This is a genomic window from Xenophilus sp., from assembly GCF_044462705.1.
Lineage (GTDB): Bacteria > Pseudomonadota > Gammaproteobacteria > Burkholderiales > Burkholderiaceae_C > Xenophilus > Xenophilus azovorans.
Window position 1 is genome coordinate 1 of record NZ_JBIQNC010000076.1, and the last position, 20,151, is coordinate 20,151.

A 20,151-nucleotide genomic window follows, 5' to 3' on the forward strand; every position below is an offset into this window, starting at 1 on the left:
TCGGCTGCGCCGTGGAAGCCGCCCCCGCCGCCGCCGCCGAAGCCGCCGCCGCCGGTCTCGGAGCCGCCGGCCTGTCCGTCCGGCGCGCCGCTGGTGCCGGCCGCGCCGCCGGCGCCGCTCGGGCCCACGCCCGCACCGGACGCAGCTGCGCCGGCCGTCGGACCGCCAGGGCCCGCATGGCCGCCCGCGCCGCCCTGCGTGTTCAAGGTATCGTCGTTGAAGCCGCCCTGGCCGCCCTGGCCGTCGCTGCCGCCCGCGCCGCCGTAGACCACGTAGCCCAGCGGCGTCGGGGTGCCGCCCTGGCCGCCGGCGCCCGCCCATGCGGGCAGGGCCAGGGCCACGCCCGCGGCGGCCAGGCCGAGGCGTTGCAGGACCGCCTTGCGGGTGCTGCCGCCGCGCCCGTGGCCACGGGCGGTCTCGCTCACCGCCTGCCAATGGCCGGTGGATCGGTTGAAAACGATGCGATGGATTCGGTTCATCTGAAAGCAAGCTCCGTCAAGGTCATGGCCCGAACTCCCCGCCGTCACGGCCTTCCCTGGGGAGTCAAGGTATGCGATGTTACTTTCTTATTAAATACTAAAGTTAACATCTTGACGAAAACTTGCCCGAATCCGGTGCGCGCACGGCACGGCACGACGGCCGGCGATGCGCCGTCGTCGAAGGGCGAATGCAGGAAAAGGGCGGCTGGCGTCCGCCCTGCGGCGCTCAGTCGCGCGCGACTTCGAGCACCAGCTTGCCGAAGTTCTGGCCGGTGAAGAGCCGGCCGAGCGCCTCGGGGAAGTTCTCCAGGCCCTGGACCACGTCCTCCCGGCTCTTCATGCGGCCGTCCTTCAGGTAGCCGGCCAGCTCGGCGATGGCCTGCGGGTAGCGGTCGGCATAGTCGAAGACCACCATGCCTTCCATGCGCGCGCGGTTGACCAGCAGGCTCAGGTAGTTCTTCGGCCCGGCGGCGGGCGCACTGTTGGCGTTGTTGTACTGGCTGATGGCGCCGCAGATGACGATGCGCGCCTTGCGCGCGAGCCGGGCCATCACCGTGTCGAGGATCTCGCCGCCGACGTTGTCGAAGTAGACGTCCACGCCCTTGGGGGCGTGTTCCTTCAGGCCCTCGCGCACGGCGCCGGGGCCGGCCTTGTAGTCGATGCAGGCGTCGAAGCCCAGTTCCTTGACGACCCACTCGCACTTGGCCGCGCCGCCCGCGATGCCGACGGCGCGGCAGCCCTTGATCTTCGCGAGCTGGCCCACCGTCTGGCCGACCGCGCCGGCCGCGCCGGAGACGACCACCGTGTCGCCGGCCTTGGCCAGGCCCACGTCGAGCAGGCCGAAGTAGCCGGTCATGCCCGGCATGCCCAGCACGTTGAGCCACTGGCCCGGCGTGCCCAGGCGCAGGTCGATCTTCGCCAGGCCGGCAGCCTTGATCTGGTCGGCGGGCACGAGCGCATGCTCCTGCACGCCCAGCACGCCGTAGACGACGTCGCCTTCGGCGAAGGCCGGGTTGCGCGACGCCACCACGCGGCCGATGCCGCCCGCGCGCATCACTTCGCCGATGCCCACCGGCGGGATGTAGCTGCGGCCCTCGTTCATCCAGCCGCGCATGGCCGGGTCCAGCGAGAGCATCAGCGTCTTCACGAGCACGCCGCCCTCGGCAGGCTCGCCCACGGGCGCCTCGGTGAAGCTGAAGTTCTCGCGCGTGGCGGCGCCCTGCGGGCGGCTGGCGAGGCGGAACTGGCGGTTGATGGTGGCGGCGCTGGCGGTCATGGCGGTGTCTCCTGGAGGGGGCCTGTCGGCGGCGACGGCCATGCTAGCCGCGCCGCCATGCCGTGCACGGTGCCCAAGGCGACAGGCGGCGTCAGCGCAGCTCGGCCTCGACCGCCAGCCCCGGCCGCGCGTTGCGCAGCGACAAGGTGCCGCCGTGCGCCTGCGCCACCAGCCGGCACAGGTACATGCCCAGGCCGACGCCGCCGGCGGCGCGGGTGCGGGCGCTGTCGGGGCGGTAGAAGGGCTCGGCCAGGCGGGCGAGCTGCTCCTCGGGCACGCCGGGGCCGAAGTCGCGCACCTCGATGCACACGCCCGCGCTGTCCGGCGCCGGGGCGAGGCGCAGCACCGGCGCCTGCCCGGCGACGGCGCCGTGGCGCAGGGCGTTGTCCAGCAGGTTGCGCAGCAGCAGGCGCACGCGGGCGCGGTCCAGCGGCAGATCCGGCAGCGGCTCGGCGGCGTCGATCCGCACCGCCTGCGCGCCGGGCACGCCGCGCGCGTGCAGTTCGTCGACCACCTCGCGCGCCAGGGCCTCCAGTTGCACCGGCTCACGCTGCAGGGCGGCATGCGGGCTGGCCAGCCGCTCGCTTTCCAGCAGGTCGCTGATCAGGTCGCGCATCTCGTTCAGGTCGCGCAGCAGGGCTTCGCGCTCGGCCGCGCCCTCGGGGCTCTCGGGCAGCAGCTCGGCGTTGAGGCGGGCGCGGGTGAGCGGCGAGCGCAGCTCGTGGCTGACGGCCAGCAGCAGCGTGCGCTTGGCATCGAGCATGGCCTGGATGTCGCGCGCCATGGTGTTGATGCGCTGGGCCAGCTCGCCCAGGTCGTCGCAGCCGCGCACCGGGATCGGCTGGTCGAACGCGCCTCTGCCGAAGCGTTCGGCGCCCTGGCGGATGTCGATCAGCGGGCGCAGCAGCCGGCTGATGGCGGCGTACACGAGCAGCACCACCAGCAGCAGCAGGCCCAGGGTGCGCCAGCCGGCAGCGCGCGGCGCCGTGTCCCACATCTTGGGCGCCCAGCCGAAGGTGACGCGGTGGCCGTCGGCCGAGTGGCGCACGTACCAGCGGTCCTGCGTGTCGTCGCCGTCGCCGCGGTGGAAGAAGTCGGGCTGGCGCAGGCCGGGATGCGAATCCCAGTTCACCACCGGTCCCTCGATGCGCAGCGTGATGGGCAGGCGCGCCACCAGCGCCTGGGCGCGGCCCACGTCGGGCGGCGTGCCCAGCTCGGCGACGATGCGGTCCTCGTAGTCCAGCAGCAGCGGCTGCGCCACCGCGCCCCAGCCGGTGGAGAAGGAGTGCTTCATCCCGCCGACGAAGACGCCGGCCATCACCAGTGCCAGCACGACGAACCACATCACCAGCCGCACGCGCAGCGAGCGGCGCCATTGCCGGCGTGCCGGCGGCCGGGTGGACGGACGCGCTCTCAAGGCCGACTCATGCCGCCGGCGGCGGCGCCACGGCCAGCGCGTAGCCGGCATTGCGCAGGGTCTTGATGCACTCCAGCGGCTCCAGCTTGCGGCGCAGGCGGCTGACGACGATGTCCACCGCGCGGGTGTACAGCTCGGCCTCGTGGCCGCGCAGGCGGTTGAGGATGTCGTCGCGGCCGAAGACCTTGCCGGGCTCGGAGGCCAGCAGCGCCAGCAGCTCGAACTCGGTGCCGGTCAGCTCCAGCACCTCGCCGTGGCGCTGCACCTCGCGCCGGTCCAGGTCGATGGCCAGGCCGTCGAACACCAGCCGCTGCGCCGGCGCGGCAGCGGCGGGGCGGGCCCGCTGGCGCCGCAGGATGGTCTGCACCCGCGCCACCAGCTCGCGCGGCTCGAAGGGCTTGGGCAGGTAGTCGTCGGCGCCGAGCTCGAGGCCGACCACGCGGTCCATCACCTCGCCGCGGGCGGTGAGCATCACGATCGGGATGTCGCCGATGCCGGGCTCGGCACGGATCTGCCGGCACAGCGCGAAGCCGTCCATCTCGGGCAGCATGACGTCGAGGATGGCGGCGTCGTAGTCGCCGGCGCGCAGCCGGGCCAGGCCCTCGCTGGGCCGCTGGGCGCTGTCGAGCGTGCAGTCGAAGCGCGCAAAGTAGGTCGTCAGCGGCGGCGCGAGGTGGACGTCGTCGTCGATCAGCAGGATGCGCGGCATGACGGCATTGTGCGACGGGTGCCACAGGGCGGCGAGCATGAGTCCCGAAGGCATCCGCTCACCACGGGTCGCGCGGGCCGAGCCGCCCCAGGTGGGTGAAGCCGAAGCCCTGCGCGTACTTGAGGCCGTAGCCCAGCGCGCGGTCGAAGCCGATGTGGGCGGTCCACGCAAGCGCAACAGCCATCGCGGCCGGGGCCGCGAAGACAAGGCTTGCTGCCCCCAGCAGCACCGGTCCGACGAGGCTGTGCGTCGCGTTGTAAAGGACGGAACCCAGGCGCGAGCCGCCAAGGTAGCCGAGCAGCGCCAGGTCGGGCGCGAAGAAGAACAGCCCGAAGCTGCCCCAACCGGCACCGAATTGCGCATAGGCCGCCACGGCGAGCACGAGGATCGCCAGCCCCTCCAGCCGGAGGATCGTACGAACGCCGCCGTGGGTGGCTCCATCGTCGCCGTCGCCGGACACTCGGTCGTTGCGGGGAACACCGCGGAACCGGCTTTGCCGGGCCGCTGGTGTTGCCCCCTCGAGGGGGTATGGGTCGGCCACACGAAGTGAGGCCGGCCAAACGGGGGTGGTCAAGTTCTACCCCAGCGGCGGCCGCCGCGGTCCATGAATTCGCGCACCTTCTGCTGCTGCGCGGGGTTGAGGCTGTCGAAGAAGTCGCCCACGGCGGCGATCACGTCGGCGCTGCCGGCACGCACGGCGGCGGTCTTCTCGTCGACCAGCTGCGCGGCGCGCTGGCGGTCGAGCCGGTCGCCGGCGAACAGCGACTTGAACTGCGAGCGCGGCTCGCCGCCGCCACCGGCCTCGCGCACCGCCTTGCGCTGCACCTGCAGCTTGTCGGCCAGCACGTTGAGCTTGGCGCGCTGCGCGGCGTCGAGTTCGAGCCGGCTGCTCATGCGCTCGACGATGCGCTCGCGGAACTCGGCGCTGTCGGCACTGCTGCCCCAGCCGTGGCGGTGGTGGCCCGCGCAGCCGGCCAGGCTGCCGGCCACCAGCGCGCCACCGAAGAGCCCGAGCAGGCCGCGTCGGATCCAGGCTTTCATGGCTGTCTCCTCGAAGGGCCGCTCAGAAGCGGCGGGCCGGCTGGCTGCCGCCGGCGGCACGCAGGTCCGCGGGATTGGGCAGGGTGGAGGCGACCTGGCTGTCCACCCGCGAGCCGGGCGTGACGTTCTGGTCAGGCGCATAGGCGGCGCGCACCGCCTCGGCCTGCACCTGCAGGCGGTCGCGCGACTGCGGCAGCGGGGCGAGCACCACCGAGCCGGACGGGACGTTCTGGTTGGGCGCGTGCGCGGCGGCCACCGCCTCGGCATGCACGGCGGCGCGGTCGAGCGCCGAGACGGGGGCCTGCACGCCCTCGTACGCCTCCGCCTGCGCGGCGGTGGCGCCCAGCAGGGCGAGGGCGGAAACGGCGAGGAAGCGGGCGCGGACGTTCATGACAGGTGCTCCAGAAAAAGAGATCGGGTTGAAGGAGCCCTGATCGTGCGCGGACGGCGGCTGCGGCGGTTTTCACCGCGGTCGCGTTGTGTTTCGTTTCTTTGCGGCGCGTGTGGAAGCTTGCTTGCACGCCGCCGGGTGCGGGTCAGTCCAGCAGCAGGCCCAGCACGTGCTCGTCGACGAAGTCCTCGTCGCCGGCGCGCTTGTAGAAGCGGCGCAGCGTGCCCTCGTGCACGAAGCCCATGCGGGCGTAAAAGCGCAGCGCGCGCGGGTTGTCGCTTTCGGCGAAGAGCTCCACGCGCCGCACGCCCTCGGCGCGCAGGCGCTCGATCGCGTCGCCGATCATGGCCTGCGCGATGCCCTGCCCGTGGCGGCGCGGATCGACGGCCAGCGTGCCCAGCATCGCCACGTGGCTGGCGCGGCCGGGGTAGCGCGTGATGCGGTAGAAGCCGGCCACCTCGCCATCCGCCTCCCACACGTGGAAGCAGCCGCTGGCAAGCATCTCCGCGAACAGCGGCTCGAAGCCGGCCAGCGGCATCGGCTCGTAGGTGAGGAAGGGCGAGACGGCCTCGTGCACGTAGATCGCGTGCACGGCGCGCAGGTCGTCGGGACGGGCGGGGCGGCGCACGGAGCGGCTCAGCCCTCGGCCAGCATCGCCGCCGGATCGTCCGAGGCGATCACCTGCTGCGCCCAGGGCCCCAGCCGGGTCGTGTCGGCCCGCAGCACCTCCTGCTTGACGGCCAGGATCTGCGAGGGATGCATCGAGAAGCTGCGCAGCCCCAGGCCCAGCAGCAGGCGGGTGAAGCTCACGTCGCCCGCCATCTCGCCGCACACGCTCACGCCCTTGCCCGCCGCGCGGCAGGCGGCGATGGTGTCGGCCACCAGACGCAGCACCGCCGGGTGGCAGGGGTCGTACAGGTGCGCGACGGCCTCGTCGGCGCGGTCGATCGCCAGCGTGTACTGGATCAGGTCGTTGGTGCCGATGGACAGGAAGTCGAAGTGGCGCAGGAACAGGTCCACCGTCAACGCCGCGGCCGGCACCTCGATCATGGCACCCAGCTTCACGCGGCCGTGCGCCGCGCCGCGCGCGTCCAGGTCGGCGCGGGCCTGGTCGATCAGCGCCAGCGTCTGCCGGATCTGGCCGGCATGGCCGAGCATGGGGATGAGCAGGTGCACCTCGCCGTGCGCGGCGGCCCGCAGGATGGCCCGCACCTGCGTGAGGAACATCGCCGGCTCGGCCAGGCTCCAGCGGATCGCGCGCAGGCCCAGCGCCGGGTTCAGGTACTCGGGCCGCGCGGCCTTGCCGTCCAGCGGCTTGTCGGCGCCGATATCGATGGTGCGGATGGTCACCGGCATGCCGCGCATGCCCTCCACGGCGCGCACGTAGGCGGCGTACTGCTCGTCCTCGTCGGGCAGGCGCGTGAGGCTGCGCGACTCGCGGCCCATGAAGAGGAACTCGCTGCGGAACAGCCCCACGCCGACCGCGCCCGCCTTGACGGCGCCCTCGGTGTCTTCCGGCAGCTCGATGTTGGCCAGCAGGTCGACGCGCTGGCCGTCGAGCGTGACGGCGCTCTTGTGCCGCAGCCGCCACAGGCGCTCGCGCTCCAGCTCGCCCTGGCGCTGCTTGAAGCCGTACTCGGCCAGGATGATGGGCGAGGGGTCGACGATCACCACGCCGGCGTCGCCGTCGATGATGACCCAGTCGTCCTGCCGCACGATCTGGCTGGCGCCGCGCGCACCCACCACGGCCGGGATGTCCATGCTGCGCGCCACGATCGCGGTGTGCGAGGTCTTGCCGCCCACGTCGGTGACGAAGCCGGCGAACACGCTCTTCTTGAACTGCAGCATGTCGGCCGGCGACAGGTCGTGCGCCACCAGCACCAGCGGCGCATCGAAGCCGTCTTCGCCCTCGGCATCATCCTCGCCGCGCGCGCGGCGCTTGGGCGGCGGCGGCGCCAGCACGGCGGCGGTGCCCTTCATCTGGCGCAGCAGGCGCTCGACCACCTGCTCCAGGTCGGCCTTGCGCTCGCGCAGGTATTCGTCCTCCATCTCGTCGAACTGGCGCGCCACCACCTCCAGCTGCGTGGTGAGGGCCCATTCGGCGTTGTACAGGCGCTCGGTGATCCAGTGCTTGACGCCTTCGGACAGCACCTCGTCCTGCAGCATCATCTGGTGCACCTCGATCATGGCGCCCAGCTCGTGCGGCGCGTCCTTGGGCGCCATCTGCGCCACGCTGCCGTGCAGGCGGCGCAGTTCCTCGGCCACGGCGTCGCGCGCGGCGCGCACGCGGTCGATCTCGGCCGCCACTTCCTCCTGCTTGATGAAGTAGTGCGCCACGTCGACGCGGCTGGACAGCACCCGCACCGCCCGCCCGATGGCGATGCCGCGCGCGACCGGCAGGCCGTGGATGGCGATGGTCATGGCGCCGCTCCCATGGCCACGGCCCTCACTCGCCCTCGCCGAACTTGTCGTTCATCAGCGCCACCAGTGCGTCCATGGCCTGCTGCTCCTGCGGGCCGTCGGTCTCCAGCTCCACCGTGGCGCCCAGGCCCGCGGCCAGCATCATCACGCCCATGATGCTCTTGGCGTTGACGCGCCGCTCGCCGCGCGTGATCCACACCTCGCACGGGTAGCTGCCGGCCAGCTTGGTGAGCTTGGCCGAGGCGCGGGCATGCAGGCCCAGCTTATTGCTGATGGTCACGGATGTCTTGATCACTGTGCTTTCTTCTGGCCTGGTTCTGGGGCGGCGCCGCCACCGCCACCTGCATCACGCCGGCCGTGCCGCCGGCGATGGCACGCTGCACCTGGGCCTCCAGCGGCTCGTGGCGGTAGGTCACCGCGCGCAGCAGCATCGGCAGGTTGACGCCGGCCACCAGGCGCGAGCGCACGCCGTCCACCAACTGCTGCGCCACGTTGCAGGGCGTGGCGCCGAAGACGTCGGTCAGCACCAGCACCTGCGCGCGCGGGGCGCGGCCGAGCTGCTGCGCCAGGATGATGCGGGCGGCGCCGAGCGTTTCCTCCGGCGGCACGTTGGGCAGCACGTCGAGCGCCGTCACCCAGGCGTCGGCGTCGGGAAAGACATGGAGGGCGCACTGCCGCAGGGCCTGGGCCAGGGGCGCGTGGGCGACGAGGAGGATGCTGTTCATGCAGCGGCGGGGAGAAGCGCCTCCCATCATACGGGCGCCTCCGTCGAAACCCCGGCCCGCCGGCGGCGCGCGGCGGGCCCGCCGAGGGACCTATTTCGCAAAGTAGGCAACATGGCTGGTGTCGTGCGCGTTGCGCGCGAAGGGGTGGGCGATCTTCAGCCGCGTCGTCCGACTCGCGCGGTCGATCACCGCGATGCCCTGCTCGGTGGCGAAGGCCAGATCGCCGCCGCCGATCGCCACCACGTTGGACAGCGGCCTGAGCCCGGGATCGACGGGGTACCGGGCCTGCTCCCGCCCCTGCAGGTCGAGCACGAAGACGAAGGCCCCGGTGTCGCCGATGACGCCGGCCTGGTCGGCCGTCCACTGCCGGATCGGCTGGCCGGGCGCGTAGACCCAGCGCTCCTTGCCGCCGGCGGCGTCGAGGCCGACCAGCGCGTCGCGCGTCTCGTCCTCCTGGCGCACGCCGACGACCAGCGTCCCGCCGGCCAGCGCGGTGCTGCCGTTGTCGCTGCCCGCCAGGCGCGGATAGGCCTCCGACCGGTAGGTCCAGCGGAACACCTGCGGCCGGCCGGTGAAGGAGTTCTGCGGGTCCATGATGTCGCCCCCGCCGTCCACGTTGGCGTCGGCGTCGAGCGGCAGCGCGTAGAACCGGCCACGCTCGTCGCCCAGGTAGAGCGTCTTGCCGTCGCATTGCATCTGCGCGTACAGCGGCGCCTCGAAGGCGGACTCGTCGTGCAGGCCGTAGCTGGTGGCCACGCCCTGGCGGGTGTACTTGCTCAGGTAGACGGCCGAGTTCACGAAGACGTGGCCGCGGCACAGCACGGGCGCGAAGAGGTTGAAGTTGGTTTCGATGCCTTCGCTCGCGACCAGGCTGCCGTCGCGCCTGTCCACGACGGTGAAGCGGGGCTCGAAGCGGTGCGGCTGCCCCGCGCTGGCGATGTACAGGAGGTCGCCGTCGATCAGCGGGCGCGACAGGTAATAGGGCCGGTTGGCCGGGTCGATCGTCACCTCGCCCTCGCCGTCCGCGACCGCATCGGCGGCGCCATGGGCGGTGTTGGCCAGATGCGTCCACCGCACCTCGCCGGTGGCGGCGTCGAAGGCGACGAGTTTGCCGCTCTCGAAGGGCAGGTAGATCGTCCTGCCGTCGTGGGCGAAGGTGTTGCGGTTGCCCTCGGCGTCGGCCTTGGAGCCGTGGCTCCACTGCACGGACGCGGTGTCGAGGTCGAAGCGGGTCAGCCGGCCCTCGCTGGCCACGACCAGGCTTCCGCCGGCGGGCTGCGACGGCGGCGCGGCCGCTTCGGGGGCCCGGTCCCGGCAGGCCAGCAGGCCGGCGGCCATGGCCGCCAGGGCCAGTGTTCCTGCGATCTTCTTCAGCATGGATGCATCCTCCCTGTGGTTGTCGTTGGTGGTTGGCGGGCCGGTGCCGGCTCAGCGCAGCTTCAGCCCCTCGAAGAAGGTGGCCGCGGCGTCGGCCTCCGAGGGGCGGCCCAGCACCGTGGCCTGGTAGAGGGTCAGCGCGCCGCGCGCGTCGGCATGGGCGAACCAGCGCATCCGGGCCTCGGCCGCGGGGCCGTGCGCGACGAGTTCGACGGGCGCCGGGGCCTCGGCCGCGCGCGGCAGCGTGATGGGCGCCTCGCTCAACTGCGCGCCGGCCCACGGGCGGCGGGCGGCGGCGCGCCAGGCCTCGGCGCGCAGGCGGGCCTGGGCCGGGTCGCCGGCGGGCAGGCGCGCCAGCGCGAAGGTGGCGCCGCCGGCCTCGCAGCCGATCATGTCCAGCGGCACGGCGGCCTCGCCCAGCGGCAGGGTGCGCTGCGCCCGGTCGGGCTTGCAGGGCAGGAGGAGCGTCAATTCGCCGTCGAAGGGCACCTCGCGCCAGTTGAAGACGGGGCTGCAGGCGGCCAGCGCGCAGGCCAGCAGGGCGGCGGCCAGCGGGCCGGGGCGGCGCAGATGCGAGAGGAACGGCACGGTAGACAACAAGGGATGAGCCGGCGCCCGGCAAGGCCGAGGCCGCGGAACTAAAATCCACGCCGCCTCATCGACCGGACGCCATGAAGACCAGAGCCCTCTATGTTGCCGCATTCGTCGCCGCCCTGGCGGTGGGCGCCGGGGTGTACGCGACGATGGGCGCCTCGCCCGCGCCGCCGGCCACCTTCGTGCTGCTGGACGGCAGCCGGCAGACCACCGAGGACCTCAAGGGCAAGGTGACGCTGGTGAACTTCTGGGCCACCAGCTGCGTGACCTGCGTGGCCGAGATGCCGAAGGTGATCGCCACCTACGACAAGTACAAGGACCGGGGCTACGACACGCTGGCCGTGGCGATGAGCTACGACCCGCCCAGCTACGTCGTCAACTTCGCCGAAACGCGCAAGCTGCCCTTCAAGGTGGCCATCGACAACACCGGCGCGGTGGCCAAGGCCTGGGGCGACGTGCAGCTCACGCCCACCACCTACGTGGTCAACAAGCGCGGGCAGATCGTCAAGCGCTACGTGGGCGAGCCCGACTTCGCCGAGCTGCACCAGTTGATCGAGAAGCTGCTGGCCGAGGCCTGAGCCGGCGCTGCCCGGCCCGCCCCGCCGGGGCAGAGACGATCAATCCCTGAAGCTGTCGTGGCAGTTCTTGCAGGCCGCGCCTGCGCTGCCGATGGCCGCCTTGATGGCGGCCAGGTCGCCCGTGCGGGCCGCGGCGGCCAGCTTGCCGACCTCCTCCTGCCCGCGCAGCTGCGCGGCCTTGAACTTCTCCGGCTCCGACCAGACGGCCGGCAGCGCCTTGCCGCCCTCGGTGCCCGGGCCGAAGGCCGCCCAGGGCAACTGGATCAGCTCCGCCGCGCGGGCCGCGCTCGTCTCGGCCAGCTTGGCGTCGAAGTCGGCCTTGCCGCTGGCCATGTCGGCCACGCGCTTGAAGTTCTGCTGCATCTCCTTGAGCGTGGACTGGCGGAACTTGATGGCGTCCTTCGGCGTGGCGAAGGTGGTGGGCTGGGCCGGCACGGCGGTGCTGGCCAGGAGGCCCAGGCAGGCGGCAAAGAGGGCGGAACGGGACATCGTGGCTTCCTTCTTGTCGGGACGGGGAGGACGCCGCCGCGGCGGCCGCGGCAGTGTAGGAGGCGGGGGCCGGGCACCTGGGACAAGCCCTTGCCCTGGCGTCGGACAGTGCGCTCCGGCGCGCAGTTTTGTTAATCTGGCGGGCGCCGAGTTCCCGCAAGGCGGCCCGCCGCCCTGCCGCACCCGAATGCCGACCGCCGCCGAGCCCGCCCCTTCCCCCCTCCCCGCGCTGCGCGTCTGGGACCTGCCGACGCGCCTGTTCCACTGGATGCTGGCCGCGGCGGTCGTGGCGCTGGTGGCCACCGCCAAGGCCGGCGCGATGGAGTGGCACTTCCGGCTGGGCTACACGGTCATGGCGCTGCTGCTGTTCCGGGTGCTCTGGGGTTTCGCCGGCGGGCGCTGGTCGCGCTTCGCGGCCTTCGTCTACCGGCCCGGCGCGATCCTGGCCTACCTGCGCGGGCAGGCGCCGCCGGCCCACCGGCTGGGCCACAACCCGCTCGGCGCGCTGTCCGTGTTCGCCCTGCTGGCCGTCCTGCTGCTGCAGGTGGCCACCGGGCTGGTGTCCGACGACGCGATCAGCTTCACCGGCCCGCTGGCCGACAAGGTGCCGGGCGCCTGGTCGAGCGCCGCCACCGACTGGCACAAGTCCGCCGGCCAGTGGCTGGTGATCGGGCTGGCGCTGCTGCACGTCGCCGCGGTGCTGTTCTACGCCCTGGTCAAGCGGCAGGACCTGGTGCGCGCCATGGTCGTCGGCGACAGGCGCCTCGCCGAGACCCCCGCCGTGCCGCTGCAGCCCAGCCGCGACGACGCGGTCACGCGGCTCGGCGCGGCCGTGCTGTTCGCGCTGTGCGCCGCCCTGTCGGCCTGGGTGGCGTCGATGCAGGGCTGAGGGCGTGCCGCCGCTGCCACCGCCGAGGACCCGATGAACTTTGCCACTTCGCGGCCGCTGCCGCTGTCCGATGCGCCGGAGATCACGCTGTATGTGCCCACCGCGGCGCACGAGTTCGAGGCCGTCCGCGCCATCTTCCGCGAGTACGCCACCACGCTGAGCGTCGACCTGGCCTTCCAGGACTTCGACGGGGAACTGGCCGACCTGCCGGGCGAGTACGCCGAGCCGCGCGGCATGCTGCTGCTGGCGCTGGTGGACGAAGAGGGCCCCGGCGGCCGGGCGCCTGCCGCCGACGACGCCCTGCTCCGCCTGCGCCGGCCCGATGGCCGCTGGGCGCGCGTCGCCGGCTCCTGCGCGCTGCGTCCGCTGGACACGGTGGACTACGCCAACGCGGCCGAGATGAAGCGCCTGTACGTGCGGCCGGCCTTCCGCGGGCTGGGCCTCGGCCGGCGCCTGGCGGAAGCGGTGCTCGACGCCGCGCGCGGCGCCGGCTACGGCTGCGTGCTGCTGGACACGCTGGACGACATGGAGTCCGCGCGCGCCCTCTACGAGGACCTGGGTTTCGAGGAGGTGCCGCCCTACTACCACAACCCGGTGGCCGGGGCGCACTACCTCAAGGTCGATCTCTGAGCGCGGCGCCGGTTCAGCCGGGCGGGTTGGAGCGCAGGCGCTCGCCGCCCACGAGGTTCAGCCGCATGCCCGCCGGCCCGCCGACGGCGTAGGGCAGTGCCTGCACGAGCGACTGCGCGAAGTCGCCGCGGTACAGCTTCGCGCCCTGGTGGCTGAGGTGCGACTGCGCGTCCACGTGGATCGACTCGCCCAGCCCGCTCCACAGGCGGCAGAAGCCGTAGTCCTCCGACAGGTAGCGGCGCGTCTGCGGATCGACCATCACGTCGAAGAAGCGGTAGTGCAGCCCCTGGTCCGGCACGCCGAGGCTGTCGGGCACGTAGCGCAGGTCCGGGTAAGCCGTCATGAGGCGCTCGAACACGCGCCGCTTGATCAGCATGAAGCCGGTAGGCGCCTCCTGCATGCGGATGAAGCCGTCGGGCTCGACCACCAGGTCGATGCGGTCGGCTCCCGGCTGCGGGGCGGCGTTGACCGTGTAGCGCGTGTAGCGCGCCTGGAAGTCCTCGCCGGTGGTGCCCGCGGGCACGCCCTCGGCGGGCCATTGCTCGCGCTTGAGCGGATAGACCCCGGCGGCGATGTCGTGGTCCGACAGCAGCAGCCGGAACGCCGCCTCCGGCGAGAAGCCGATGTCGGCGTCGATCCAGAACAGGTGCGTCCACTGCGGATTCGCCAGGAAGGCGGCCACGCAGTTGTTGCGGGCGCGGGTCACCAGGCTTTCTCCCTGGTGGAAGTAGGCCTGCACCCGCATCCCGCGGCGCTCGCACTCGACCGTGAACGACAGCATCGACGCCACGTAGTTCTGGAAGAACTTGCCGTCGTGGCTCGGCGTCATGACCACCGGGAAGAAGCCCTCCAGGGCGGACGGATCGAGCATGGACCGGGCCGGGTGTCGCTCAGCTCTTGGCCTGCGCCAGCAGGGTGGCGGCGTCGCTGACCTCGAACTTGCCCGGCGCCTCGACGTTGAGGGCGGCGACCTTGCCGTCCTTGACCAGCATCGAGTAGCGGTTGCTGCGCAGGCCCATGCCGCGGGCCGCCAGATCCAGCGTCAGGCCGGCGGCCTTGGCGAAGTCGGCGCTGCCGTCGGCCAGCATGCGCACCTTGCCGGCGCTCTTCTGGTCGCGCGCCCAGGCGCCCATCACGAAGGCGTCGTTGACGCTCAGGCACCAGATCTCGTCGACGCCGGCGGCCTTCAGCGCCTCCGCGTTCTCGACGTAGCCCGGCACGTGCTTGGCCGAGCAGGTGGGGGTGAAGGCGCCCGGCAGCGCGAACAGCGCGATGGTCTTGCCGGCCGCGGCCTTGGCCACGTCCACCGGGTTGGGGCCGATGCTGCAGCCTTCGCCCTCGACTTCCGAGTATTCGTACAGGGTGACTGCGGGCAGGGTGTCGCCGACCTTGATCATGAGAAAAGCTCCTTGCTGGGGACGAAAAACAAAACGGCCCACATTGTGGGCCGTTTCGGGTGCGCCTTGCGTGAAGGCACGGGCATGGGGATCAGACCGCTGCGGCCTTTTCCACCAGGCGCGTGGCGACCCAGTTCTTCGACTTGGAGATCGGGCGCGACTCGGTGATCTCGATCAGATCGCCCAGGTGGTATTCGCCCTGCTCGTCGTGCGCGTGGTACTTGCTCGACTTGATCACGATCTTGTTGTAGATCGGGTGCTTGACGCGGCGCTCGACCAGCACCGTCACCGTCTTGGCGCGCTTGTCGCTCACCACCTTGCCGACCAGGGTGCGCTTGAGGGATTGCTTGGCTTCCGTCATGTTCACTCCTTACTTGGCGGCAGCGGTGGCCTGCTTCTGCGCCAGGATGGTCTTCGCGCGGGCGATGTCGCGGCGCGTCACACCCAGCGAGGCGGTGTTGTTCAGCTGCTGCGTGGCCTTCTGCATGCGCAGGCCGAAGTGGGCCTTCTGCAGATCCTTGATCTCGGCCTGCAGGCCGGCGATGTCCTTCTCGCGCAGCGTGGCGGCCTTGGAGACCTTCGTCTTGGTTGCCATGTTCGGTTCCTTTCCGATCAGGCGCCGATCTGGCGCGACACGAAGGTCGTGCGCAGCGGCAGCTTGGCGGCAGCCAGGCGGAATGCTTCGCGAGCGAGTTCCTCGGGCACGCCGACGATCTCGTAGATGACCTTGCCCGGCTGGATCTCGGCCACGTAGTACTCGGGGTTGCCCTTGCCGTTGCCCATCCGCACTTCGGCGGGCTTGGTCGAGATCGGCTTGTCGGGGAACACGCGGATCCAGATGCGGCCACCGCGCTTGACGTGGCGCGAGATGGCACGGCGGGCGGCTTCGATCTGGCGCGCCGTCAGGCGTCCGCGATCGACCGACTTGAGGCCGAAGTCACCGAAGGCGACCGAGTTGCCTCGGGTCGCGATGCCGGTGTTGCGGCCTTTCTGTTCCTTGCGGAACTTTCTGCGTGCGGGTTGCAGCATGTGATTTCTCCGTCTTTCTCAAAGACCGAATTACTCGGTCTTGGCGCCGTCCGCTGCTGCAGCGGGCGCGGCTTTGCGGACGCGCTTAACGGCGGGCTTGGTGGGGTCGGTCGCTTCGGCGGGCTTGTCGCTGCCGTCGGCCGGGGCGGCATGGCCGCCCAGCGGGCCGCGGGCGCCCGAGCGCGGCGCGCCACGGCGGTCGCCGGGGCGGCCGTCACGGCGCGGACCGCGCGGGCCGCGGCGCTCTTCGCCTTCCGGACGCGGGGTGCTGTCCAGCGAGGGAGCGTCGTTGCGGCCCAGCGTGTCGCCCTTGTAGACCCAGACCTTGACGCCGATGACGCCGTAGGTGGTCTTGGCTTCCGAGAAACCGTAGTCGATGTCGGCGCGCAGCGTGTGCAGCGGCACGCGGCCTTCGCGGTACCACTCGGTGCGGGCGATCTCGATGCCGTTCAGGCGGCCGGCGGACATGATCTTGATGCCCTGGGCGCCCAGGCGCATGGCGTTCTGCATCGCGCGCTTCATGGCGCGGCGGAACATGATGCGCTTCTCGAGCTGCTGGGTGATGCTGTCGGCGATCAGTTGGGCATCGACTTCGGGCTTGCGCACTTCCTCGATGTTCACCGCCACCGGCACGCCCAGTTGCTTGCCCAGGTCGCGCTTCAGGTTCTCGATGTCCTCGCCCTTCTTGCCGATCACCACGCCCGGACGGGCCGAGTAGATGGTGATGCGGGCGTTCTTGGCGGGGCGCTCGATCAGCACGCGCGACACGGACGCGTTCTTCAGCTTCTTCTTCAGGTACTCGCGCACCTGGATGTCTTCGGCCAGCATGCCCGCGAAGTCGCGGTTGTTGGCGTACCAGCGGCTGGCCCAGTTGCGGCTGACCGCGAGGCGGAAGCCGGTCGGGTGGATTTTCTGTCCCATGTTTCTTCCAGACCTTAGTTGCCGACCGTCACGTACACGTGGCACGTGGGCTTGCTGATGCGGTTGCCGCGGCCCTTGGCGCGCGCGGTGAAACGCTTGAGCGTGGCACCTTGCTCGACATAGATGGTCTTGACGCGGAGCTCGTCGATGTCGGCCCCGTCGTTGTGCTCGGCGTTGGCGATGGCCGACTCGAGCACCTTCTTGACGATCACGGCGGCCTTCTTCTGCGTGAATTGCAGGATGTTCAGCGCCTGGTCGACCTTCTTGCCGCGGATCAGATCGGCAACGAGGCGGCCCTTGTCCACCGACAGGCGGACGCCGCGGAGAACTGCACGTGTTTCAGACATGTTCTCTGCTCCTTACTTCTTCTGGACTTTCTTGTCCGCGGGGTGGCCCTTGAACGTGCGCGTGAGCGCAAATTCGCCGAGCTTGTGGCCGACCATCTGGTCGGTGACGTACACGGGCACGTGCTGCTTGCCGTTGTGCACGGCGATGGTGAGGCCGATGAACTCGGGCAGCACCATCGAGCGGCGCGACCAGGTCTTGATCGGCTTCTTGTCCTTCGTCGCAATGGCCTTCTCGACCTTGGAGACGAGGTGGTGGTCGACGAAGGGACCTTTCTTGAGAGAGCGAGCCATGACTGTCCCTTACTTCTTGCGACGCGACACGATGAAGACCTGCGTGCGCTTGTTGTTGCGGGTGCGGTAACCCTTGGTGAGGTTGCCCCACGGGTCCACCGGATGGCGGCCTTCGCCGGTGCGGCCCTCGCCACCGCCATGCGGGTGGTCGATCGGGTTCATCACCACGCCGCGAACGGTCGGGCGGATGCCGCGGTGGCGCGTCGCGCCGGCCTTGCCGTACTGGCGCAGGCTGTGCTCCTCGTTGGCCACTTCACCGATGGTGGCGCGGCACTCGATGTGCACGCGGCGCACTTCGCCCGAGCGCATGCGCACCTGGGCGTAGACGCCTTCGCGGGCCAGCAGCGTCGCCGAGGCGCCGGCCGAACGCGCGACCTGCGCGCCCTTGCCGGGCTGCAGTTCGATCGCGTGGATGGTCGAGCCCACGGGGATGTTGCGGATCGGCAGCGTGTTGCCGGCGCGGATCGGGGCTTCCGAACCGCTCAGCAGCGTGGCGCCCGCTTCCACACCGCGCGGGGCGATGATGTAGCGGCGCTCGCCGTCGGCGTAGCACACCAGCGCGATGTGGGCGGAGCGGTTCGGGTCGTACTCGATGCGCTCGACTTTGGCCGGGATGCCGTCCTTGTCGCGCTTGAAGTCCACCACGCGGTAGTGGTGCTTGTGGCCACCGCCCTTGTGGCGGGTCGTGATGTGGCCGTTGTTGTTGCGGCCGGCCTTCTGGAACTGGGGTTCCAGCAGCGGCGCGTAGCCCTCACCCTTGTGCAGGTGGTTGCGCGAGATCTTGACGGTACCGCGCTGACCCGGGGTGGTCGGCTTGAGCTTGATGACGGCCATGGTTTACGCGGCCTCCGAAACGAGATTGAGCTCCTGACCGGGCTTGAGCGTCACGTAGGCCTTGCGCACGTTGTCGCGGCGGCCCACGCTTCGGCCGAAGCGCTTGGTCTTGCCCTTGATGTTGGTCACGGAAACGCCCTTGACCTCGACCTTGAACATCAGTTCGACGGCGGCCTTGATCTCGGGCTTGGTGGCGTCCTTGAGCACCTTGAAGGTGATGGCGTTCGACTTCTCGCCGACCAGCGTGGCCTTCTCGGACACGATCGGGGCGACCAGCACGTTCATGAGACGGCCTTCGTCGAACTGGCGCTCGGCCGGGGTGGGATTCACGCGGCTCATGCGAACATCTCCTTGAGCTTGTCGACGGCGCCCTTGGTCACCAGCACCTTCTTGTAGTGCACCAGCGAGACCGGGTCGGCGTAGCGCGGCTCGACCACCAGCACGTTGGCCAGGTTGCGCGAGGCGAGGTACAGGTTCTCGTCGACTTCTTCGGCGATCACGAGCACGGACTCGAGGTTCATCGCCTTGAACTTGGCAGCCAGCGCCTTGGTCTTGGGCGAATCGACCTTGATCGAATCGACCACCGCCAGGCGGCCTTCACGGGCGAGCTGCGAGAAGATGGACGCCATGCCGGCGCGGTACATCTTCTTGTTGATCTTCTGGGTGAAGTTCTCGTCCGGCATGTTCGGGAAGATGCGGCCGCCCCCACGCCACAGCGGGGAGGAGGTCATGCCGGCGCGTGCGCGGCCGGTGCCCTTCTGCTTGAACGGCTTCTTGGTCGAGTGCTTGACCTGCTCGCGGTCCTTCTGCGCGCGGGTGCCCTGGCGGGCGTTGGCGCGGTAGGCCACGACGATCTGGTGCACCAGATCCTCGTTGTAGGCGCGGCCGAACACGGTCTCGGGCGCCTCGAACTTCGCGGCAGCCTGGCCTTGTTCGTTCAGGAGTTCGAGTTCCATTACTTCGCTCCTTCAGCCGCTTGCGGCTTGGCCTTGACGGCGGGGCGCACGGTCACGAAGCCGCCCTTGGCGCCGGGGATGGCACCCTTGATCAGCAGCAGTTGGCGCGCTTCGTCGACGCGGATGACATCCAGGTTCTGGGTGGTGACGGTCTCGTCGCCCAGGTGGCCGGTCATCTTCTTGCCCGGGAAGATGCGGCCCGGGTCCTGCGCCATGCCGATCGAGCCCGGCACGTTGTGCGAACGGCTGTTGCCGTGCGACGCACGCTGCGAGCTGAAGTTGTGGCGCTTGATGGTGCCGGCGTAGCCCTTGCCGATCGAGGTGCCCTGCACGTCGACCTTCTGGCCGGCGGCGAACACGCCCTGCGCGGCGATCACGGCGCCCGGCTGGTGCTGGGCGGCGGTTTCGGCGCTGACGCGGAATTCACGGATGATTTCGCCGGCTTCGACGCCGGCCTTGGCCAGATGACCGGCCTCGGGCTTGGTCACGCGCGATGCCTTGCGTGCGCCGAAAGTCACCTGCAGGGCGACATAGCCGTCGGTCTCGTCGGTCTTGACCTGGGTCACGCGGTTGTTGGACACGTCCACCACCGTGACGGGCACTGCGTCCCCGTCGTCGGTGAAGAGGCGCATCATGCCCACCTTGCGGCCCAGCAACCCGAGGGAGTTGCTTTGACTCATGTTGTTGCTCCAAGACTTCCGCCGCTGCCACTGCAATTGGCGACAGCGTTTGGGGTGCGGAAGAAGGTTGATAAGGTCCCGCCGGATGCGCACACCGGAGCGCGCGCAATTTCGGCAGAGCCAGAGATTCTACTGCGTTGCCGCCTTTTTGTGCAAGGCCCCGGAACGCCCCGGGCCGGGCCGGCAAAGAAAAAGCCCGCCGGCAACCTGCGCGGCGGGCTCCTGGCGGCGCGGCGAAGCGCGCCGTCCGATCACTGCAGCTTGATCTCGACGTCCACGCCGGCCGGCAGGTCGAGCTTCATCAGCGCGTCCACGGTCTTGTCGGTGGGGTCGACGATGTCCATCAGACGCTGATGGGTGCGGATCTCGAACTGGTCGCGGCTGGTCTTGTTGACGTGCGGCGAACGCAGGATGTCGAAGCGCTTCAGGCGCGTCGGCAGGGGCACCGGCCCCTTGACGATGGCGCCGGTGCGCTTGGCGGTGTCCACGATCTCGGCGGCCGACTGGTCGATGAGCTTGTAGTCGAACGCCTTGAGGCGAATGCGGATCTTCTGCTTGGTGGCCATGGTGCCGTCCTTATTCGATGATCTTGGCCACCACGCCGGCGCCCACGGTGCGGCCGCCTTCGCGGATGGCGAAGCGCAGACCCTCTTCCATGGCGATCGGCGCGATCAGCTTCA

General features: G+C 70.7%; 30 protein-coding genes and 1 pseudogene. 3 read left to right on the forward strand and 28 right to left on the reverse strand.

Annotated elements, in window-relative coordinates; all coding sequences use genetic code 11:
- The 13 genes from ACIY1X_RS13045 to ACIY1X_RS13105 all read right to left on the reverse strand — a co-directional run.
- Positions 1–479 (reverse strand): ESPR domain-containing protein (locus ACIY1X_RS13045; protein WP_399681031.1); only part of this gene is annotated, 479 nt, incomplete at its 3' end.
- A gap of 226 nt (positions 480–705) precedes the next feature.
- On the reverse strand, positions 706–1,755 hold the full coding sequence (locus ACIY1X_RS13050) for an NADP-dependent oxidoreductase (RefSeq protein WP_399681033.1): 1,050 nt from the start codon (positions 1,753–1,755) through the stop codon (positions 706–708).
- 91 nt (positions 1,756–1,846) lie between these two features.
- The gene (locus ACIY1X_RS13055) at positions 1,847–3,223 is read right to left on the reverse strand and encodes an ATP-binding protein (RefSeq protein ID WP_399681035.1); all 1,377 of its coding nucleotides are present in this window, start codon (positions 3,221–3,223) and stop codon (positions 1,847–1,849) included.
- Positions 3,180–3,881: a response regulator transcription factor gene (locus ACIY1X_RS13060; RefSeq protein WP_399681037.1), complete on the reverse strand. Its 702-nt coding sequence runs from the start codon at positions 3,879–3,881 to the stop codon at positions 3,180–3,182. The genes ACIY1X_RS13055 and ACIY1X_RS13060 overlap by 44 nt, the downstream gene beginning before the upstream one ends.
- A gap of 58 nt (positions 3,882–3,939) precedes the next feature.
- The gene (locus ACIY1X_RS13065) at positions 3,940–4,341 is read right to left on the reverse strand and encodes a DUF4260 domain-containing protein (RefSeq protein WP_399681039.1); all 402 of its coding nucleotides are present in this window, start codon (positions 4,339–4,341) and stop codon (positions 3,940–3,942) included.
- A 110-nt stretch (positions 4,342–4,451) separates the two neighbouring features.
- On the reverse strand, positions 4,452–4,922 hold the full coding sequence (locus ACIY1X_RS13070; RefSeq protein WP_399681040.1) for a Spy/CpxP family protein refolding chaperone: 471 nt from the start codon (positions 4,920–4,922) through the stop codon (positions 4,452–4,454).
- A 22-nt stretch (positions 4,923–4,944) separates the two neighbouring features.
- On the reverse strand, positions 4,945–5,313 hold the full coding sequence (locus tag ACIY1X_RS13075) for a DUF4148 domain-containing protein (protein WP_399681041.1): 369 nt from the start codon (positions 5,311–5,313) through the stop codon (positions 4,945–4,947).
- Between the two features lie 145 nt (positions 5,314–5,458).
- Positions 5,459–5,941, reverse strand: a complete 483-nt coding sequence (locus tag ACIY1X_RS13080; protein WP_399681042.1) for a GNAT family N-acetyltransferase — start codon at positions 5,939–5,941, stop codon at positions 5,459–5,461.
- Between the two features lie 8 nt (positions 5,942–5,949).
- The gene (gene ptsP / locus ACIY1X_RS13085; protein WP_399681043.1) at positions 5,950–7,734 is read right to left on the reverse strand and encodes a phosphoenolpyruvate--protein phosphotransferase; all 1,785 of its coding nucleotides are present in this window, start codon (positions 7,732–7,734) and stop codon (positions 5,950–5,952) included.
- A gap of 25 nt (positions 7,735–7,759) precedes the next feature.
- On the reverse strand, positions 7,760–8,029 hold the full coding sequence (locus ACIY1X_RS13090; RefSeq protein WP_038203718.1) for an HPr family phosphocarrier protein: 270 nt from the start codon (positions 8,027–8,029) through the stop codon (positions 7,760–7,762).
- Positions 7,998–8,459, reverse strand: a complete 462-nt coding sequence (locus ACIY1X_RS13095; protein WP_038203714.1) for a PTS sugar transporter subunit IIA — start codon at positions 8,457–8,459, stop codon at positions 7,998–8,000. The genes ACIY1X_RS13090 and ACIY1X_RS13095 overlap by 32 nt, the downstream gene beginning before the upstream one ends.
- A 90-nt stretch (positions 8,460–8,549) precedes the next feature.
- Complete coding sequence (locus tag ACIY1X_RS13100) at positions 8,550–9,836, reverse strand: PQQ-binding-like beta-propeller repeat protein (protein ID WP_399681044.1); 1,287 nt, start codon at positions 9,834–9,836, stop codon at positions 8,550–8,552.
- Positions 9,837–9,887: 51 nt separating this feature from the next.
- A complete protein-coding gene (locus ACIY1X_RS13105) occupies positions 9,888–10,436 on the reverse strand; it encodes a hypothetical protein (RefSeq protein ID WP_399681046.1) in 549 nt (182 codons plus the stop codon).
- A 71-nt stretch (positions 10,437–10,507) separates the two neighbouring features.
- On the opposite strand from ACIY1X_RS13105, the gene ACIY1X_RS13110 reads away from it, so the two are divergent.
- Positions 10,508–11,008, forward strand: coding sequence for a TlpA disulfide reductase family protein (locus ACIY1X_RS13110; protein ID WP_399681047.1), 501 nt, complete (start codon positions 10,508–10,510; stop codon positions 11,006–11,008).
- A gap of 39 nt (positions 11,009–11,047) precedes the next feature.
- Here ACIY1X_RS13110 and ACIY1X_RS13115 read toward each other — a convergent pair whose 3' ends face one another.
- Complete coding sequence (locus tag ACIY1X_RS13115; protein WP_038203703.1) at positions 11,048–11,497, reverse strand: cytochrome c; 450 nt, start codon at positions 11,495–11,497, stop codon at positions 11,048–11,050.
- Positions 11,498–11,684: 187 nt separating this feature from the next.
- Here ACIY1X_RS13115 and ACIY1X_RS13120 point away from each other — a divergent pair, with 187 nt between their 5' ends.
- Positions 11,685–12,386, forward strand: a complete 702-nt coding sequence (locus ACIY1X_RS13120) for a cytochrome b/b6 domain-containing protein (RefSeq protein WP_399681049.1) — start codon at positions 11,685–11,687, stop codon at positions 12,384–12,386.
- Between the two features lie 33 nt (positions 12,387–12,419).
- Entirely contained in the window at positions 12,420–13,016 is a 597-nt protein-coding gene (locus ACIY1X_RS13125) for a GNAT family N-acetyltransferase (protein ID WP_399681051.1), read from the forward strand.
- Positions 13,017–13,029: 13 nt separating this feature from the next.
- Here the strand turns inward: ACIY1X_RS13125 and ACIY1X_RS13130 are convergent, their stop codons facing one another.
- The 14 genes and pseudogenes from ACIY1X_RS13130 to ACIY1X_RS13195 all read right to left on the reverse strand — a co-directional run.
- Entirely contained in the window at positions 13,030–13,887 is an 858-nt protein-coding gene (locus ACIY1X_RS13130; protein ID WP_399681053.1) for a hypothetical protein, read from the reverse strand.
- A gap of 19 nt (positions 13,888–13,906) precedes the next feature.
- Positions 13,907–14,413, reverse strand: a complete 507-nt coding sequence (locus tag ACIY1X_RS13135) for a peroxiredoxin (protein WP_399681055.1) — start codon at positions 14,411–14,413, stop codon at positions 13,907–13,909.
- Positions 14,414–14,504: 91 nt separating this feature from the next.
- Entirely contained in the window at positions 14,505–14,774 is a 270-nt protein-coding gene (rpsQ, locus tag ACIY1X_RS13140; RefSeq protein WP_038203698.1) for a 30S ribosomal protein S17, read from the reverse strand.
- A gap of 9 nt (positions 14,775–14,783) precedes the next feature.
- Positions 14,784–15,008 carry a 50S ribosomal protein L29 gene (gene rpmC / locus ACIY1X_RS13145; RefSeq protein WP_038203696.1) on the reverse strand — a complete coding sequence of 75 codons (225 nt, stop codon included), beginning with the start codon at positions 15,006–15,008 and terminating at the stop codon, positions 14,784–14,786.
- A gap of 17 nt (positions 15,009–15,025) precedes the next feature.
- On the reverse strand, positions 15,026–15,442 hold the full coding sequence (rplP, locus tag ACIY1X_RS13150) for a 50S ribosomal protein L16 (RefSeq protein WP_038203694.1): 417 nt from the start codon (positions 15,440–15,442) through the stop codon (positions 15,026–15,028).
- A 30-nt stretch (positions 15,443–15,472) separates the two neighbouring features.
- On the reverse strand, positions 15,473–16,363 hold the full coding sequence (gene rpsC / locus ACIY1X_RS13155; protein WP_399681057.1) for a 30S ribosomal protein S3: 891 nt from the start codon (positions 16,361–16,363) through the stop codon (positions 15,473–15,475).
- 14 nt (positions 16,364–16,377) lie between these two features.
- Complete coding sequence (gene rplV / locus ACIY1X_RS13160; protein WP_130366553.1) at positions 16,378–16,710, reverse strand: 50S ribosomal protein L22; 333 nt, start codon at positions 16,708–16,710, stop codon at positions 16,378–16,380.
- Between the two features lie 12 nt (positions 16,711–16,722).
- On the reverse strand, positions 16,723–17,001 hold the full coding sequence (gene rpsS, locus ACIY1X_RS13165; protein WP_399681058.1) for a 30S ribosomal protein S19: 279 nt from the start codon (positions 16,999–17,001) through the stop codon (positions 16,723–16,725).
- A 9-nt stretch (positions 17,002–17,010) separates the two neighbouring features.
- Positions 17,011–17,835 (reverse strand): 50S ribosomal protein L2, encoded by an 825-nt coding sequence (gene rplB / locus ACIY1X_RS13170; RefSeq protein ID WP_038203685.1) that lies wholly within the window; start codon positions 17,833–17,835, stop codon positions 17,011–17,013.
- Between the two features lie 3 nt (positions 17,836–17,838).
- Complete coding sequence (gene rplW, locus ACIY1X_RS13175; protein ID WP_038203678.1) at positions 17,839–18,174, reverse strand: 50S ribosomal protein L23; 336 nt, start codon at positions 18,172–18,174, stop codon at positions 17,839–17,841.
- Entirely contained in the window at positions 18,171–18,791 is a 621-nt protein-coding gene (rplD, locus tag ACIY1X_RS13180; protein ID WP_038203668.1) for a 50S ribosomal protein L4, read from the reverse strand. The genes rplW and rplD overlap by 4 nt, the downstream gene beginning before the upstream one ends.
- On the reverse strand, positions 18,791–19,471 hold the full coding sequence (gene rplC / locus ACIY1X_RS13185) for a 50S ribosomal protein L3 (protein ID WP_399681061.1): 681 nt from the start codon (positions 19,469–19,471) through the stop codon (positions 18,791–18,793). Before rplC ends, rplD begins: the two co-directional genes overlap by 1 nt.
- A gap of 251 nt (positions 19,472–19,722) precedes the next feature.
- Entirely contained in the window at positions 19,723–20,037 is a 315-nt protein-coding gene (rpsJ, locus tag ACIY1X_RS13190) for a 30S ribosomal protein S10 (RefSeq protein ID WP_038203663.1), read from the reverse strand.
- Positions 20,038–20,047: 10 nt separating this feature from the next.
- Positions 20,048–20,151: pseudogene (locus ACIY1X_RS13195) on the reverse strand (elongation factor Tu); the annotation flags it as partial.